Origin of the sequence: Catenibacterium sp. co_0103, from assembly GCF_004168205.1 — a bacterium.
Lineage (GTDB): Bacteria > Bacillota_I > Bacilli_A > Erysipelotrichales > Coprobacillaceae > Catenibacterium > Catenibacterium mitsuoka_A.
The window spans coordinates 1-18,291 of record NZ_RCYB01000006.1 but is presented as its reverse complement, the minus strand read 5'-3'; the positions used below and the strand labels follow the sequence as shown (position 1 = coordinate 18,291).

The 18,291-nt window shown below is 31.9% G+C and carries 14 protein-coding genes and 1 tRNA gene; 6 read left to right on the top strand and 9 right to left on the bottom strand.

What is annotated here, in order from left to right; translation table 11 throughout:
• Positions 1-10: 10 nt before the first annotated feature.
• The gene (locus EAI80_RS01925) at positions 11-961 is read right to left on the bottom strand and encodes a kelch repeat-containing protein (protein WP_129980578.1); all 951 of its coding nucleotides are present in this window, start codon (positions 959-961) and stop codon (positions 11-13) included.
• A gap of 173 nt (positions 962-1,134) precedes the next feature.
• On the opposite strand from EAI80_RS01925, the gene EAI80_RS01920 reads away from it, so the two are divergent.
• On the top strand, positions 1,135-3,096 hold the full coding sequence (locus EAI80_RS01920; RefSeq protein WP_129980577.1) for an ATP-binding cassette domain-containing protein: 1,962 nt from the start codon (positions 1,135-1,137) through the stop codon (positions 3,094-3,096).
• Complete coding sequence (locus EAI80_RS01915) at positions 3,089-4,750, top strand: ABC transporter ATP-binding protein (protein WP_129980576.1); 1,662 nt, start codon at positions 3,089-3,091, stop codon at positions 4,748-4,750. Before EAI80_RS01920 ends, EAI80_RS01915 begins: the two co-directional genes overlap by 8 nt.
• A gap of 1,109 nt (positions 4,751-5,859) precedes the next feature.
• Here the strand turns inward: EAI80_RS01915 and EAI80_RS01910 are convergent.
• On the bottom strand, positions 5,860-6,210 hold the full coding sequence (locus EAI80_RS01910) for a DUF2599 domain-containing protein (protein ID WP_129980575.1): 351 nt from the start codon (positions 6,208-6,210) through the stop codon (positions 5,860-5,862).
• 1,047 nt (positions 6,211-7,257) lie between these two features.
• On the opposite strand from EAI80_RS01910, the gene EAI80_RS01905 reads away from it, so the two are divergent.
• On the top strand, positions 7,258-9,057 hold the full coding sequence (locus tag EAI80_RS01905; RefSeq protein WP_129980574.1) for an ATP-binding cassette domain-containing protein: 1,800 nt from the start codon (positions 7,258-7,260) through the stop codon (positions 9,055-9,057).
• A gap of 1 nt (position 9,058) precedes the next feature.
• Entirely contained in the window at positions 9,059-11,164 is a 2,106-nt protein-coding gene (locus EAI80_RS01900) for an ATP-binding cassette domain-containing protein (RefSeq protein ID WP_238634326.1), read from the top strand.
• A gap of 28 nt (positions 11,165-11,192) precedes the next feature.
• Here EAI80_RS01900 and EAI80_RS01895 read toward each other — a convergent pair whose 3' ends face one another.
• Positions 11,193-12,083, bottom strand: coding sequence for an aldo/keto reductase (locus EAI80_RS01895; RefSeq protein ID WP_129980572.1), 891 nt, complete (start codon positions 12,081-12,083; stop codon positions 11,193-11,195).
• 106 nt (positions 12,084-12,189) lie between these two features.
• Here EAI80_RS01895 and EAI80_RS01890 point away from each other — a divergent pair, with 106 nt between their 5' ends.
• Both EAI80_RS01890 and EAI80_RS01885 read left to right on the top strand, forming a co-directional pair.
• Positions 12,190-12,588: a hypothetical protein gene (locus EAI80_RS01890; RefSeq protein WP_129980571.1), complete on the top strand. Its 399-nt coding sequence runs from the start codon at positions 12,190-12,192 to the stop codon at positions 12,586-12,588.
• A 48-nt stretch (positions 12,589-12,636) separates the two neighbouring features.
• Positions 12,637-12,712 (top strand) — tRNA-Glu (locus tag EAI80_RS01885).
• A 65-nt stretch (positions 12,713-12,777) separates the two neighbouring features.
• Here the strand turns inward: EAI80_RS01885 and EAI80_RS01880 are convergent.
• From EAI80_RS01880 to argJ, 6 genes are all read right to left on the bottom strand, one after another.
• Positions 12,778-13,326, bottom strand: coding sequence for a DJ-1 family glyoxalase III (locus EAI80_RS01880; RefSeq protein ID WP_129980743.1), 549 nt, complete (start codon positions 13,324-13,326; stop codon positions 12,778-12,780).
• A gap of 4 nt (positions 13,327-13,330) precedes the next feature.
• Positions 13,331-14,014, bottom strand: coding sequence for a tRNA threonylcarbamoyladenosine dehydratase (locus EAI80_RS01875; protein ID WP_129980742.1), 684 nt, complete (start codon positions 14,012-14,014; stop codon positions 13,331-13,333).
• A complete protein-coding gene (locus tag EAI80_RS01870; protein WP_129980741.1) occupies positions 14,014-14,853 on the bottom strand; it encodes an ATP-binding protein in 840 nt (279 codons plus the stop codon). The genes EAI80_RS01875 and EAI80_RS01870 overlap by 1 nt, the downstream gene beginning before the upstream one ends.
• Positions 14,854-14,971: 118 nt before the next feature.
• Positions 14,972-15,898, bottom strand: a complete 927-nt coding sequence (locus EAI80_RS01865) for an N-acetylmuramoyl-L-alanine amidase (protein ID WP_129980740.1) — start codon at positions 15,896-15,898, stop codon at positions 14,972-14,974.
• Positions 15,899-15,969: 71 nt separating this feature from the next.
• Positions 15,970-16,824 (bottom strand): acetylglutamate kinase, encoded by an 855-nt coding sequence (gene argB, locus EAI80_RS01860; RefSeq protein WP_129980739.1) that lies wholly within the window; start codon positions 16,822-16,824, stop codon positions 15,970-15,972.
• Positions 16,824-18,038 carry a bifunctional glutamate N-acetyltransferase/amino-acid acetyltransferase ArgJ gene (argJ, locus tag EAI80_RS01855; protein WP_129980738.1) on the bottom strand — a complete coding sequence of 405 codons (1,215 nt, stop codon included), beginning with the start codon at positions 18,036-18,038 and terminating at the stop codon, positions 16,824-16,826. Before argJ ends, argB begins: the two co-directional genes overlap by 1 nt.
• Positions 18,039-18,291 lie beyond the last annotated feature (253 nt).

Sequence of the window (18,291 nt, the reverse complement as noted above, 5' to 3'; positions counted from 1 at the left end):
GTATTTTTGTTTATTCTAATAATTCAAAACTATTAATCAATTCATTTTTAGATTCATACAATAATTCAGTTTTACCTGAATCAATATCATATGTATATATACCTTGATGTTTATCTTTGTTGCTAAGAAGAATAATCTGATGAGAAGAACTAAAACAAGCATATTGTATTACATCCATAATTTCATCAAGATTAATTCCTGCTTTCTTCTTATTTGTTTTTGTATCTAATGTATATGTATGATATTGAGGATTCCAAGCTGGAATGGTGTCACTTTCAGTAAATGCAAGATTTCCATTTTCCATTGGAAGCATTCTATAGACTAGCTTGCGATTTGTAGTATAAATACGTTTGAGTTGATTATTCTTCAAACGATAAATATGCGTATTAGGTGCAATATACTTACTTCCCTTACCCGCATTTGCTTCCTCTAGTGCCTGATCTTCTTCTTTTTGATTACTTGCACATAGATATAAATCATGATTGAAAACATCATAGACCATATGATCAAAATCTAAATCCTCTTCTGCCTTAATCTTACTGAACTTCTTTGTTTCTATATTATAACGATAAGGCTTGAGTGATCTTTGACCTTTTTCTACGCCTAATACATAGATATTATTATCTATAGGAATAATCTGATTCATTGCGGTTAAACCACCAGACAACTTTTTAGATTTCTTTGTATCAAGATCATAAGTATACAGATAATCACCACTATTATCTTCTTCAACATAGTATACAGCATTATTAGATTTAGAGTAGACACCAAGCGGATTAGAAGAAGTATACTTTTTAGTCACTTTCTTAGAAGATAATGAATATTCATAGATATTCACTACTACATTCCCTTTCTTATCATATCCACTCGTTGTAATAGATAAATAACGTTCTTTATTTGTTTTACAGCCCGTTATTACAAAAATACAGAGTACCACCAACAATTGAATTGACTTTTTCATAGCTATTCTCCTTCCTTTATTCAATTGGAATACCTCTTCACATATATTATATATGTTTGTTTATGACACATACAATCACAAAACATCCTTTGAGTAATCTGTTGTTTTTTTTGTTTACAGATTATATAATTATGTTAGCGCTAACATGCTTTTATAAAAAGAGGTGAACTTCTATGATTGAAATAAAAAACTATACATACAAAACAAATAAAATTCTTTTCGATGGTGCATCTTTCAAAGCCCCTTCTACTGGAATGATAGGTATTGCAGGAGAAAGTGGCTGTGGAAAAACCACTTTCTTAAAAATTATTTCTAAACAGATTCATGTAGACTCTATGGTAAATGATGCCACTTCTATATTCTATGGAAACCAGGATGCATTATTAAAAAAAGACCTTACCATTGCGCAGCAATTTGAATTAATAGAATCTATATACAATAGAGAGCATGATCAAAATACAATAGATGAACTATTCAACAATTTAAACATCAAAGCGAATTTATCACAGAAATATGATTCTTGTTCCTTAGGAGAAAAGAAAAGAATCATGATAGCCTTAAGTGTTTATTCTAATAGTCCTTGTATTATATTAGATGAACCTTTATCTTCTGTAGATTATAAAGATAAACATTCAATCATGAAGTTATTAAAAGAATATAGTCATGACCGTGTTATTATTCTTACTATTCATGACAAAGAATTTGATGATTATTTAGATATCAAGTATTTAATTGAGAATCTTCAATTTACTCGCGTCAAAGATAACGAAATCAAAGGTGAATCACTCTCAGTAACACAAGAATTTACCCCTAAAAGAATTGCACATGTAAAAAGCAAGAAAGAAAAGTTCAGCATCCTCTTATATGCTTTGTTGTGTTTAGTTATTATCAATATGACTTTATATTCTGGTATAGAACTATATATGACAAACAAGAATACAGCATCTATGATGGATAACTTAACTAGTAAAATTATCTATACAGGAAAAGAATACATTACAAGAAATGAATTACCTTCTGGTTATAGATTTATGGAATATGATCAAGGATATTCTATGACTACTCAAGAAATCCAATCTATTCAATCTATCAAAGGAGTTAAAAGCATAACAAGCTATTATCAGTTCCCTACTCGTAATTATGATACAAGAAATGATGAGGATGATAATTTAATTGCATATATGTCAGTCAAGAGAAGAGAATATTCTACTGATGACAACGTTTTTGTATCAAGTTATATAAAGGGTCAGTTTGGTAATAAAAACAAAAATTATATAAGCGAAGGTCTTATGAAAACGTTAGAATTAACTGATTCAGATTTTCCTGTAACCATGAAAATGGATATAGGTGTACCTGTATGTTCTACTGAATATAATGGCACTATGCGATATGGTGATCAAAATGGATTACAGAAAAAATATTATGATGTAATTACACGACATCCTGTTTATCAGAAGAAAAGAGTATCTATTAAAATCTATGGTGTCATCAAATCAAATGAAGATCAGGATGACTTCACAGGTAACAACGAATTTAAAGTCTACTTAAACAATGACTTTGCGAACTCTATTATAAATAAATATCGTACAACTAATGTTTCAATTAGTTTATATGAAGATCTAAACGAACATATTGTTGATTATGTTCCTGCAACTTATGCAGTCGAGTGTGAAAATGCAAGTTATGTAGATCAGGTAAGAAATGGACTCAATAAGATATCTCCAAACATCGTTACTTATATAGAGAGTGATGATTACAAACAAACAGCAAAGATGCGTCAAAAGGATTCTAAGAATACTCAGACGATGATTCTCATCTATACTGTTGTGGGTCTTATTGCCTATGTTGTTTTCTTAATCCTCTATAATAAATCAAGAGAATATATAAGATATAGAGAACTTGATTTAAATGAGAAACAGATTCAATCCATCCATATGGTTGATATACAGTTTATGTCTACATTCCTATTTATAGCTGTTCTTCTTTCCTTCTGTTTAAGACTATTCTCATCAAGTGAGTTTGCGTTAGTAAACAATTCAATCAAGATAATCATAGGTTTAATAAGTGCTGTTGTGACTACATTAGTCTTCTATATTACAAATAAAATAATGGTAACGAGTACGGATCATGATTGATATTAAACATCTTTCTATCACATTTGATAGAGTAATCTTTGATGATGCCAGCATCACCTTATCTAACAACAGCATTACTATGATCAAAGGAAAAAGTGGTACAGGTAAAACAACCTTATTGAATCAATTAGGACTTGTAGCCCCTTTAGCCTGTGATTATTTAATGGAGGGTCATTCTATTGATGACCCTCTTACTACAAGGAAAGAAAAGATTGGTTATGTACATCAAGAAAGTACATTATTCAATAACATGACCATTAAAGAGAATATGGAATTCGCATTCCTACTCTCCGGACAGGAATATAATGAAACTAGAATGAATGATATTCTATGTTCTATGAAGATAGAACATCTACTCAATCAGACACCTGATCATGTATCAGGAGGAGAAAGACAACGTGCAGCTATCGCCTTTGCGTTGATGAAAGACCCTTCTCTCCTTCTTTTAGATGAACCAACTGCTTCTCTAGATTCTATTAACTGCAAGTTATTAATAGAACTACTGAGTGATTATATTCATACACATCCTGTATGCGTTCTTATCGCAACTCATGATAAACGTATTCTTGATTATGCAGATGATCTCTATGAGATTCAGAATCATAAAATAGTACCTCTCAAAAAGAGTTCAATAGAAAAACTAGAAACCACTTCTATTAATAGAAAACCACAAAACTATTTATCTTATTACAAGAAACATCTTATACGTTCTTCTAAAATCCTATATATACTTTTTGGTTTGATTCTTTCTATGACTATAGGTATATTAGGATATCGTACATACTATTCACATGAGATTAATGCGATACAAGAGAAACTATTAGATGTACGCCTCTATTATGGAAATAATAGTAAGAATGCTTATGATTCTATTACTGAGCCCATTAGAATGGATATAAGAAGAGACCTCAATGGAATAGAACATATTCATGTCACTCCATTCTATGAAACAGTGACTGATACTTTAATTGTACAATCCTATACTGGTGATACAATCAAAGCATCTCGTACAATCAAGAATTTAGGTAAAGACATCACCATCAACCATCATACTTTTCATGTTTCATCCTACATAAGCAAAAAGAATACTATTTCTTCTCAAGGAGATGATGTACTCTATCTTCCTGAAGCTATATATAGGAAATACTTTGAGATTGATGATGTAAAGATGTTACTTGTGAGAGTGGATGATGCACAATATATATCTAGTATTCTTTCACAAATCAATGATATTGATCCTCACTTAACAGTATATTCTAATGTGAATCTTGATTACCTCACTCAGATTAATTCTAGAATGATGAATAGTTTACTGATGTTAATATGTGCAATATTTATTATCATGTTGATTATTCTTATCTATCATCGTCAAAAGACGATTGATTCCAACAAGGATGAATACTTCTTCCTATATGAGAATGGATTAAGTATTAAAGAGTTAAAATCTCTTGCACGATACGATTATGTTTACTACTACGTATTCTATTTAATCATACTACTAATCATAAGTATATTTATGACTTTCATGATGCATATACCTATTATTCTCTACGCATGCTTATTATGGTTCTTCAGCATTCTACTAGAAGAATTTATTACTACACTATGCATTCATAAGATTGGAAGGCTTGATCAACCCAATTATAATAAGTGATCAACTAAATTGGAATAATCAATCATCTCTGCTTTTAAGAAAAAAGCAAAATATGCAAAGAGTTATTCCATAAGTTAATAGTTCAAAAAAAACGCCAGGTGTTCACACACATGGCGTTTTTATAACTTGAGTAACCCTCCAAGCATATTTAATTAGTCTAAATAAATTCCAATATCATTCGATACTCCGACATTTATTTTTTTCTTAAACAAAACCAATGCCAGAACAACCATAAGAGAAAAAATAGTTATTTTAATATAATCAATATCAATTCTTTTAAAATTAAACCAATTAAATATAAAAATAATATAAAGATAAGTGTGCATACATACGTACAATTCAATCAATAAAAGTCTCAGAAATGAAAATTAATATCAGTACTAATACAATTTCTCTTTAAGTACAGTATACATATTAATTAAAGATAATATGATAGATGTATCAAAGAATAATGAATTGAAAATACTTGAACTTATCCCTAATTCATCGATAAGAATAGCTGTATTCCAGAAAGATAACGCAGCAGATATAGAAATACCTAAAGAAATCAAAACAAGTAGTACGCTATTATTATGATTACGCTTGATAAATAGGAATAAGAATAACTGTAAAATTAATACAATTAAAAAGTAAAAAATAGTTGTAGACATGATTATATAATAGAAACATACCTTTTAAATACAGGAATGTTTGTTTCCTTTCCTTAAGTTTAATAAAAGAAATCGCCTATCAGCAGATATATTATTTTTCTATAAATTTTGATAAATCTCTTTTCTCTACAGTTTTCCCACTTTTAATTTTAATCAGTGAAGGAACTTCTTTAACATTAAATTCCTTGCATATTTTATTTGTGGCACCACTTTTTCTCCAGTAGTCAGTATTAAAGTAATAAATTTTTTTGGGCAATCGATAATCATTATTGTTAATGTAACGTTGAAATTTTATACAATTCGGACAAGAAGGCCTACCGAAATAGACAAAGTATTCCTTATCAGAATCAAATAGGGAGATGTCGCGGATTGTTTCAACTTTGATTTTATAAGATGGCTTTAAATTGATATACAGCGATGATATGACGCAGATAATCACCAAATATATCAATTTTTTCTTTAAGGATTGCAAAAATTTTTAACAACAATTGCCCAATTTGTTTCAGTTCTATGTGGCTCGATATTCCAAGGTGTTTTATTAGGCCCTGCAAATATAACATGGCAATTAAATTGTGCCTCCATACTAGCTGTGTTTTTCCATTTGCTACTTGACTTATGTTTTTTGTATAACAAACTCCAGGCTGTAGCTGCATGAACTGCTAGTACATTTGCATTATTATAGGTACGACCATATAATTTATTTGTAGGAGTAATGCTTAAAGAAACTTCACCTTTTCTTGTTATCCATTTTACGCTTTTGAAATATTCATTATAAGTGTACGTTTTTATGGAAGCTTTTAGCATATCCATAGTAATATTTTGGTCTCTGTAGACAGTTTTATAACTGTTAGTTTGTTTGGCAAATGCAGCATTATAAATTTCTAAGTATTCGTCTCCAGTTAAACTAAAACCATCATCTTCTCCATAAACAGGATTAGCAATTAAACAAGTTAGTGCTAACGTAAGGCAAATTAAAAATGATATTATTTTATTCCTATCTCCTCCTTGTGTTGATTAATGAAAGCGATTTCTTTAAAAAAAGTTTATCATGAGCCATTAATTTACGTCAATAATTATATTGATAGAATATACATACTTTTTTTTCTTTCTGATAAAAATAAGCACAAAAGGTAGATAAACTAGCATCTCTTCATCTATAATACAAATCAAAAAATATATGGAACTACACCTCCAAAAAAATTTACAAGCCAAAAGCAATGATAGGAGTTTTGCACTCCTGACATTTTATAGTTTGAGTAAATTCACTGTCTATCTAATTTCTCTAAATAATAATTTAAAGTGTAATTTTACTTTTTGCTTTAAATCATTATTAATTTTGTGATGTAAGGGTTTACATTCAATAATCTATATGCTTTTGTAATATATATAATAATACTAAAGGTGAACAGTTATGAATAAGAAATTTATACTATTAGCTACTATTAGCAAGTGGTATTGCATGTTTTATTAGCATCCAATCCGTTTATGCTGCATCAATGTCTAAGACATTACGTGGAACATGTGCAGGAACCTCTGCTAGTGTAACAGCGACTTACTATACTCACGAAACAACACGATGGAAAGTAGGATCACCAACCAGTATCGGCTATTCTGGAAAAGGTGGATACGCTACTAAATCAGGAAGTCCAAAAACTTATAAAAGAAGTCCTAGTTTTTACCATTGTGAACAAAAAGTAAATTTTTCAAGCACTGATTATAATTACGTTTCCCATTCCGGCAGCATGATTTATCATTGGTCTGTAAATGGTGCAACTGACAAATGGTCTACATGTAATATAAAATAATTTTAACGACTCCCAGTTCTACTGGGAGTTATATTTAGAAAGGAATAATAATATGATTGAACTCAAAGATGTAACCATCGCCTATGATAGAGTTATTCTAGATCAAGCATCTTTCAGTATTCCCGCTCATTCTATTACTCTTCTAAGAGGTAAAAGTGGTTCAGGAAAAACTGCACTTCTTTATTGTATTGCCCTCATGGATAATAAAAGCAGTTATAAGTATTTCTATGATGGAAAACTCATAGAAGGAGAGGAAAGAGATGAATATAGAAGAAGCCGTATAAGTTATGTTTTACAAGAAAGCAGTCTTCTTCCTCATCTTGATATAACAGGTACACTTCAATATTTTGCGCGTATTTATAATAAAGTATTAACGGATGATGATATAAATAAATGCCTTGATAGGATGCATTTAGATGTTTCTCCTTCACAAAACGTTATGACACTTTCTCTTGGTGAAAGACAAAGACTTTCTATTGCGTGTGCCCTTATTAGTCATCCACAGGTTCTTATTCTTGATGAACCGACTGCTTCTCTAGATCATGATAATGAAATACAAATATATGAAATCCTAAAAGAACTGAGTCATGATATGACTATTGTTATGGCATCACATTCTGAATGTGCAATAGAATATGCTGATGTTACTTATATGATTGAAGATGGTATGCTTTCATCTTCTGATTTTTTATTTTCAGAAGATCAAAGCGGTGAAGGGACAGCCCCTTCTATTAATCAAAATTTCTGTATTGAATATGTTAAAACATATATGAAACATTATAGATTCATGTATGTTCTTTTATTGATGGTTTTTGTTTTAAGTCTTGTTTCATGTCAGGTTATGACTGGAATTATTCATAACTCTAAAAAGCAGGCAATGCAGATGCTAGTAGGACAATTAGAAAACAAAGCTATTATCACAAAAGATAAGCATTCATATGTAGATCAAGACTACAGCAAACTCATCACATTAAAAAACAAGAATGCATATCCTTTATATAAGATGTGTACGGATATAAATGGTGAAGAAGTTTATATTGTGCCTTATTTCAAAGAAGATGATTTATCCAAGTATATAGATAGACCTATACAGGATAAACAAAATGGTATCTATATGGATGAATCTACCTTCTATATTCTCAATCAGAAATCCAAGAACAATAAAATAAACCTTGATATAACAATTAAAGATAGAGAAGGAATGCATCAAACTGAACATAGTTTTGATATGAATGGTGTATTTAAAAATTCTAAAAAAGTCCATTATGTAGTAAAAAGTCAAAGATATATCTACATGCCTTATTCATTAATGAAATCCATTTATGAAAAGAACAGTAAAGATAAACAATATATAGGATACGTAATCTGCTATGATACATACGATAAATTAGAAACAGCTCTTAAAGACTATGAAAGCAGTGGTTATACAATCAATGATTCATTTACAGATAGAGAATCGATGAATAGCTTAAACAACTATTATCAAATGTTGATGTTTACATTTGCAGGTATTATTATTCTTGTAGCTATAATTATTGATATTGTTCTTGAATCACATTTATTAATGCAAAGAAAGAGCGAACTTGTTTTGTTAAGAATTTCTGGTTTAAGAGAAAAAGATTTGATTCATATATCTCTTACCGAAAGCATTATTGGGCTTTGTGCTGTTTTAGTAATTAGTACAATTATATCTATTATCATGTTGCTTTTAACAGGCATATTCTCACTTGTAGCACCTCTTATATCTACTTTTGTATTTATAATTGCACTTCTTTTAGAAAGAGTGATAACGCAATCTAGATTTATCAAAAAGATTGATATTGTTACAGAACTAAGAAATGAGGTGGTTTAATATGCTTGAAATTAAACAACTTAATGTGTCTTTTGGAAAAAAGACTCTATTTAAAGATGCTTCATTCTGCGCTGAATGTGGACATTTAACTGTTATCAAAGGAAGAAGCGGATCAGGAAAATCCACATTTCTTAAAGCCTTCCAATTTGCTTATGACTGTATTTATCTTTATGAAGGTGAAAGAATAGATACTCTTGATGAAGAAAATAAACAAAAGTTTATTTATAATCATCTCGCAAATGTTCATCAGATCCCTTTATTTATAGAAGGAATGACTATTGGCAGTCATATTAAACAGCTAGAAAAATTAGGATGTAAAAGAATTCCTGATTATGAAGAACAATTAGGTATAAAACCTCTTGAAAATAAGTATCCTAAAAGCTTATCTGGAGGAGAAAAAACACGTGCTGCTGTTTATTTAGCCTTAATAAGACAGCCTGAAATACTCATCTTAGATGAACCTACTGCTGCGCTTGATGCAGGTTATGCACAGACAATGATTCATATTCTCAAGGAATATGCAGATAAAGGACATTATGTAATTAGTGCATCACATGATAGTAGAATGATTCAAGCAGCTGATACGCTTTATAAAGTGGAGGGTGCATTAATCATAGATAGAGATCTATCCAAAGAGAAGAATCTAGTAAAAGCACCTATCCTAAAAGATAAAAACATGGATATTCGTTTTTCGCATCGTACTTTCAGAACAGTAATGAATATACTTATTGCTTTCACAATGATTATATGTGCTTATAGTTATAATATTTATGGAACATATAGTGCTTCTTATGAAGACAAAATTAATTCTGTTGCTTCTAGAGACCTTGTTGTCTACAAAGAAAAATATAAGAATGATTATTATACATACTATTCTGGAAAAACACCTCTGAGTCAACAGGATTATAATAAGATTAAAAGTGTCAGTCACATAGAACGCCTTACATGGAGATATGATGTTCACTATAGCACCTTCTCAGAATGGACGGATGATATGAATGGTGCAACAGAAAATAACTATGATCAGATATCACTATCTGATGGTCATATGAATGGTAGTTCATCTATCTTTATGCTTCAAACTTATGATAGCAGGGATGATTATACAAACATCACTATTAAACATGCTGATAATAAAGGTGTCTATTTAAGCAGCGAAAAAATGGAAGCTTTCTTAGAAGAAAATAACCTTAGACTAGAAGATATTAATATCAAGAAGTTAAAAATAGGATTATGGGTTCCAATACCTGTCTATAATGCTTCTGGTATTTCTCAAATGGGAACATCATCTGATGGTGATGAGTGGGTCGATATCAACACACCTTGTGTTAAACTTGTCTATATGAATCTACCTGTGAGAGGAATTTTAAAACCAGGATCAGCTATAAGTACAAATAGTGTCGGTACAGGAAATCCATATGTTTACATTCCTAGAGACTGTATAGCACCTCATATGGAAACTTTTAAAGCCAAAGAAAGTGTTGTCGTTTATAGTATAGAGGATCCTCATAGTGAAAAAGGTTGTGTAACATTCGAAAATGTTCTTCCTTCAAAATACACTACAAATGATGTGACTGATATCATCATGAAAACTCCATGGCGTCCAGATGCTTATACATTAAGAGTAGATAATCTTAAGAATATCAATCAGGTAAAGAATGAATTAGAAAGATTAGGTTTTAGGGTAGAGGGTGCATTTGTAGATAATGATGCAATCAATTCTCTTATCAACAACAATCAGAAAGTATTGATAGAATTCATTGCAGTTGTCTTTATATTATTGTATGGTTTCTATTTTTACCTTAAGTATCTCATTTTAAGAGAAGAGAAACAGACAAGAGACTATCTCTATAACATGGGTTTAACAACTAAGAGAATAGATCACAGTTTCTATCGCACATACTTGAAAAACGCATTAATATTAGGTACATTTGTATGGATTATTCTAGAAGTGATTATGATTTTCACAATAAAGATGATGATTATTCCATTAATCATGCCTATCACAAAAATACATATCGCATTATTCTATACTTCTTCATTTGTGATAGAATTCTTTATACCTGTATCCATTCAAAAGATGATATCAAAACATAACATCCGTTAAAAAAAGACTTCAATTGAAGTCTTTTTAGCTACCACTTCTTATTTTCTTTTCTACAATCTTCATTTACTCTTCTTTCTTTCACAATCTTGTCGAACCATTCAACCATATTAGGATCATTATGAGAGAAGAATAAGCTATTACTAGTATCTAATGTTTTAATAGAATTCATGTCTTCTTCTGTTAATTCAAAATCAAAGACATTGATATTTTCCTGCATTCTTTCAATATGAGTAGACTTGCAAGCAACAATAACACCTCTTTGAACAAGCCATCTCAACATAACCTGGGCAGAACTCTTATTATATTTCTTACCAATAGAAACTAATGTTTCATTAGTAAATAGATTATTTCTTCCTTCACCAAATGGGGCCCATGCTTCCATTTTTACACCATGTTTTTCCATGTTTTCCTGAGCACACCATTGTGCATTAAAAGGATTGACTTCTACCTGGTTCACTGCAGGAATAACCTTTCTATCAAACATACAAATATCTGTCAAACGATCAGGATAGAAATTAGAAACACCAATTGCTTTAATTTTACCTTCCGCATATAACTCTTCTAAAGCACGATAAGCACCATAATAATCACTAAAAGGCTGATGAAGCAAACATAAGTCCAAATAATCTGTTTTTAGTTTTCTTAATGATTCTTCTACTGAAGCCTTACACTCTTCATAACCATAATGATCAATCCACACTTTAGTAGTAATAAAGAGTTCTTCTCTAGGTACACCACATTCCACAATCGCATCTCCTACTTCACTTTCATTGAAATAGCTCTGTGCTGTATCAATGCCTCTATATCCTGACTTAATTGCATCTAAGACACATCTCTTAGTATCTTCTTTAGGAATCTGATAGACTCCAAAACTGATGAGTGGCATTTCTATGCCATTATTTAATTTTACATATTCCATAACGAATACCTCCTACATTTACTGTACTAGACGGTAGTTACTCCCTGTCAAACTTCTCTTGCAATTTCTTATTAAAGTTCTAATATAAAGACAAGGAGGTATACATATGAAGAAGATACTATTATTACTATGTCTCTTATTATGTGCATGTAGTGCTCAAACTGATATAAAGGACTATACAATCATTTATAAGAATAAAGAGGTCTATCCTGGTGTGAGTGCATCAAAGATGTCAGATGCTTTATTTGATTCTAATATTCAATATTCAGAAAAGGATGGAAAAATCCAAACAATCACTCTCTTTACTAAGAAGTATAAACTTAAGAATAGTATTACTGTTGGAACTGATTATTCTACAGTAAAGCATACTTATTCTTCTCCTACTTCTAACCATTACAATAACGGAAAAGGTACAATAACCTATAAATATAAAGAGAAGAATATACAAATTAAGTTTACTTTTAAAGACAAAAAAATTTCAGCATTTTCTTTATCAAAATGTTAAAATAACTATTGACGTATTCGTTTCTCCTATGATATACTCAATTCCGCTGGCCGGTTGGAGAAACGGTTAACTCACATGCCTTTCACGCATGCATTCACGGGTTCGAATCCCGTACCGGTCACCATATTAAATACTACGATCCTTCGGGATCGTTTTTTTATACCTAAATAAAAAAAGATAGCACAAAGGCTATCTGTATAAATCATACAACATTCCATGCTTAAGACTTGATGAATCAATACCTAATACATCTAAAATTTTATAGGCAAATGCAAATGCTGTGGCCGGTCCTCTACTTGTAATAATATGACCATCTACAACCACTTCTTCTTCAACATATTTACCTGCTTTTAAATAACTTTCTATTTCTTCTCCTGGATAAGAAGTGACTTTCTTATTAGTGATTACACCTGCTTTACCTAAAGCCATAGGTCCTGCACATATAGCGGCAATATATCTTTCTTCATGATCATATTTCTTAATGAGTGAAATAATACGATCATCATCTCTTAAGGTCCATGCCCCTGCTCCTCCAGGAATTACAATCATATCATAATAATCCATGTCTGTAAGTGTCTTATCGGCACGTACAGGAATGTTTCTAGAAGAAATGACAACCTGCTCCTCTTTAATAGAAACAGTGTCTACATCCACCTCTGCACGTCTTAAGATATCTACTACACCTAAGGCTTCTACTTCTTCAAAACCATCTGCCATTAAAACTGCAACTTTAGCCATACTATTATCCTCCTATCAATGATTGAAACACATATCCTGCAATCATTAATCCTGCACTTGCTGGCACAAATACACTACTACCTGGTGTTCTCTGTCCTGTCTTTGCAGGAATCTCATCTGAATAAGCAACTAAACACTTCTTAATTCTTCTTGCTTTTAATTCTCTTCTCATTACTTTCGCAAGAGGATCAATCTTTGTCTTATAGATATCAGTAATCTGTAAATGAGTTGGATCAAGCTTATTTCCTGTACCCATAGAAGAGATAATAGGTACATTCAATTCTGTACATCTCTTAATCAATTCTATCTTTGCAGTTACTGTATCAATTGCATCAATTACATAATCATATTGAGATAAATCTATTGTATCAGCATTCTCTGGTAAATAAAATGTATCAAACGTATTTATATTTAAATTTGGATTAATATCTAACATACGTTCTTTAATAATATCTACTTTCTTCTTACCTACTGTAGAATGTAAGGCAATGATCTGTCTATTGAGATTTGTGATATCCACTGTATCATGATCAAATACATCAATTGTTCCTATACCAGAACGAACCAATCCTTCAATGACATAGCCTCCAACACCACCACAGCCAAACACTGCAACATGTTTAGTCTTCATGATATCAATAGACTCATTACCTGCTACCCATCTTAATCTTGTAAACTGATCATCCATTATTCCTGCTCCTTATAGAAATCTAAGAAACTCTTCTTTGATTCATCCCAGTCAGTATAGGCAATAATTGTTTTAAGATTGACATTCTCTACACTCTTAAAGATATTCTGTTCTACCTTAGGATTAATCTTTCTTAATTCTTTAATCAGATTCTTTGTTTCTGCACGTTTAGATGTATGTTCAATTTCTCCACGTGCTTCAGACTCTTCTGTAAAACGACATGCACACTGTAAGAACTTTAAATTAAACTTCTCAGCCCAGGCAATAATATCTTCTTCATGAATCAAATACATAGGACGGATTAATTCCATACCTTTAAAGTTCTTACTATGAAGTTTTGGCATCATAGTCTGGACCTGAGCCCCATACATCATACCCATTAATATTGTTTCTATGACATCTGAATAATGATGGCCTAACGCAATCTTATTACACCCTAATTCCTGTGCTCTATTATATAAGAACCCTCTACGCATTCTTGCACATAAATAACAAGGGTTCTTTTCTATTCCATGTACGACATTGAATATATCTGATTCATAGAACTGAATAGGAATACCTAGCTTTTCCGCATTCTCTTCAATCAGTTTTCTATTGGCAGGATTATAACCTGGATCCATACAAATGAACTCTAAATCAAAATGAAACTTACCATGTCTCTGTAATTCCTGTAATAGCTTCGCAAGAAGCATTGAATCCTTCCCACCTGAAATACATACCGCAATCTTATCACCGGGTTCAATGAGTTCATAATCCTGAATACCCTTAATAAATCTACGCCATAAAGGTTTTCTAAAGTTTGTAATAATACTACGTTCTATCGCTTTAATGTTATCCATTGTTTCACCTCTAGTTCCTACTAAATACATAGGAATATACTCTAAAATTCAAGGTTATCCTCTAAGGATAACCTTACTAAAAAACATTATAAACAGTTAATAGGCATAAATGCAATTATTATCGACCAAAATAAGCGTCAATACCATTCGCAATACCTTCCGCAATTTTCTGCTGGAAATCACTGTTGTTTAACTTTCTATCTTCATCACCATTAGAAATGAATCCCATCTCAAGTAAGCATACAGGTGTCTTACACCAGTTGATTCCACTTAAATCATTACGTGCTGCCATTCCTCTATTTCTAATACCTGTTGTACTACAATAATGATTCAGTACTGTTCTTCCTAAAGATTGTGAAGCAGACACATTACCTGCACTCATATAAAGATTTCCATTAGCTGGTTCCTGTACACTTGCACCAGTGACACCGCTATTACCAATACCATCACAATGTAATCTAATAAAAGCACCAGCACCTGCATTATTAGCCATTTCAGCTCTTTCTCTATTAGAAATATTTACATCATTCGTTGTACGAATCATGACAACCTTATACCCTCTAGACTGTAAAACATCTCTTAGTTTCAAACTCACATTAAGAGTTGTCTGGTATTCAGGAATACGTGTGGCAGTTCCTGTTGCTCCACCTGCGACCTTAGCCTTTTGTGTTGAAGCACCAGGACCAATAGGTTCCAATTGTGAATTACCTCTCGCCTGATGTCCTGCATCAATAGCTACCACATTATTATTTATGGCAACAGGTGCCTGTTGTCTTTTTACTTCTTCCTGTCTTTTAGCTTCCTCAGCTTTTTTCTGTTCCTCTAGTTTTTTCTGTTCTTCTAATTTCTTCTGTTCTTCTATTTGTTTCTGTTCTTCTAGTTTCTTAGCTTCTTCCTTCTTCTTTTGTTCTTCTAATTTCTTAGCTTCCTTTTCCTTTTTCTTTTGTTTCTCTACTACTGCAGTATCTTTCTTTTTTGCCTCTTTTGTAGTACCACATGCCACAAACAATATACTACATAATAATAAGCATAATAATCTTTTCATCGTTTCACCCTTCCTTATCTTTAATAATATACTATTTTAGAGGTAAAAAAAAGATAGCAGATGTAACTCTGTTATCTTGTGAATAGTGTACCACTACCATCCTTAGATAATATTTCAATAAGAATAGAATGTGGAATACGCCCATCAATAATGACTGCTTTTGACATATTGCCTTTTAATGCATGAGTAATACAATCCACTTTAGGAATCATACCTCCTGCAATAATACCTTCTGCTTTTAAGTTTTCTACATCCTGGATAGATACCTCTGGAATCAATGTCTTTTCATCATGAGGATCTCTTAATAAACCAGGAATATCACTAACCACAATCAGGTTTTCTGCTTCTAGACTATCTGCAATAGCTGCTGCTGCATAATCTGCATTCACATTATAACTATGACCTTCATCATCCATTGCGATAGACGCAATAACTGGAATATATCCACTCTTGATTGCATCCTTAATGATTTCATTGTTTACCTGTGTAACAGTGCCTACATAACCTAATTCGTCTTTTATATTCTTCGCCTCTAATAACTTATTATCAATACCACAAAGACCTACTGCACGGCCTCCCCCATTCATTATTAGCTTTACAAGATTCTTATTGACTTTACCGGCTAATACTTCCTGTACGATATCAATTGTTTCTTCATCAGTATAACGTAACCCATTAATAAACTTTGATTCTATACCAGAACGTTTTAATGCCTTATTGATTTCAGGGCCCCCACCATGAACCAATACCACATTAATACCAACTAAAGTCATTAGACATATATCAGAAATGACATTGTTCATCAATTCTTCATTGATCATCGCATTTCCACCATATTTTACTACTACTGTCTTACCATTGTATTCCTGTAAATAAGGAACAGCTTCAGATAAGATTTTTGCTCGATATATTTCTCTTTCTTCCATTATGTTCTATATTCCCCATTAATTTTTACATAATCATAAGTTAGATCACAGCCCCATGCTGTTGCATCCCATATTCCATCATTCAAATCAATATTAATATCAATTTCATCTTCAGATAAGACCTTTAATGCTTTTTCTTCATCAAAGATAACACCCATGCCCTTCTCACAAACATGAATATCTCCTGCAGATGAAGCTAATGTCACGGATACTTTGTTGATGTCTAGATCAGCATCAGAATAACCAATAGCACATAAGATACGACCCCAATTCGCATCTCTACCAAACATCGCTGCTTTAAATAAAGTAGAAGTGATTACACTCTTTGCGACAATCTTGGCATCCTGTAATGTCTTCGCGTTCTTGACATTGCATGTAAGCAGTTTAGTTGCTCCTTCACCATCTTTCGCAATACCACGAGATAATTGTTCACAGATATGATATAACGCATCCTTCATAATATTATAAGACTGATCCTTTAAGACAATCTTATTATTCTGTGCCATACCATTTGACAATACACATAACATATCATTAGTAGATGTATCCCCATCAACACTGACCATATTAAATGTATCATCTACAACTTCATGTACCATTGCTTCTAAACATTCTTTAGAAATAGCTACATCACTTGTTACAAAGGCAAGCATTGTTGCCATATTTGGATGAATCATACCAGAACCCTTTGCGATAGCCCCAATATGACATTTAGCATTACCTAATTTAAACTCTACTGCATATTCTTTAGGCTGTGTATCAGTTGTCATGATTCCATAACATGCATCATGAGACCCATCTACATTTAATCCCTTTACAAGTTCTTTCATATGAGCTTTAAAAGGATCAATAGACATAGGCTGCCCAATAACACCAGTAGAAGCGACAATAATATCATCTTCCTTTAAACCTAATTCCTTTGCAGCTAAAGCACATACTTCATTCGCAAGCTCAATACCATTTGAATTACATGTATTCGCATTACCTGAGTTACAGATAATTGCTCTTGCACGCCCATTCTTTAAATGCTGCTTTGTAACTGTCAAAGGAGCACCTTTTACTTTATTTTGTGTATATGTTGCAGCTGCTGTACATAACTCTTCACTCACAATAAGAGATAAATCCTTCTTAGATTTATTCTTTCTCATTCCTGCATGAATACCATTTGCGCTAAATCCAATTGGTGCACAAACACCACCAAGTATATCTTTCATGATTTCCTCCATTTCCCCGCGCCTTCGTTGCGCGGACACAAATATATAACCAAACTCAAATCCACCAAAACTATAGTGTGCCTCTCGATATAATAGTATAATCAAAGAGAGGTGGTATACTACAGAGCACGTGGAGTAGAGTAGGCAATTCTACTCAAATAGAATATCCTGAATGATTATAAGTCGCCGCTATCTTTTCAAGCACAAATAAGTTGGACTTAGAGCCAGGACACTTATGATTGTACAATCAACT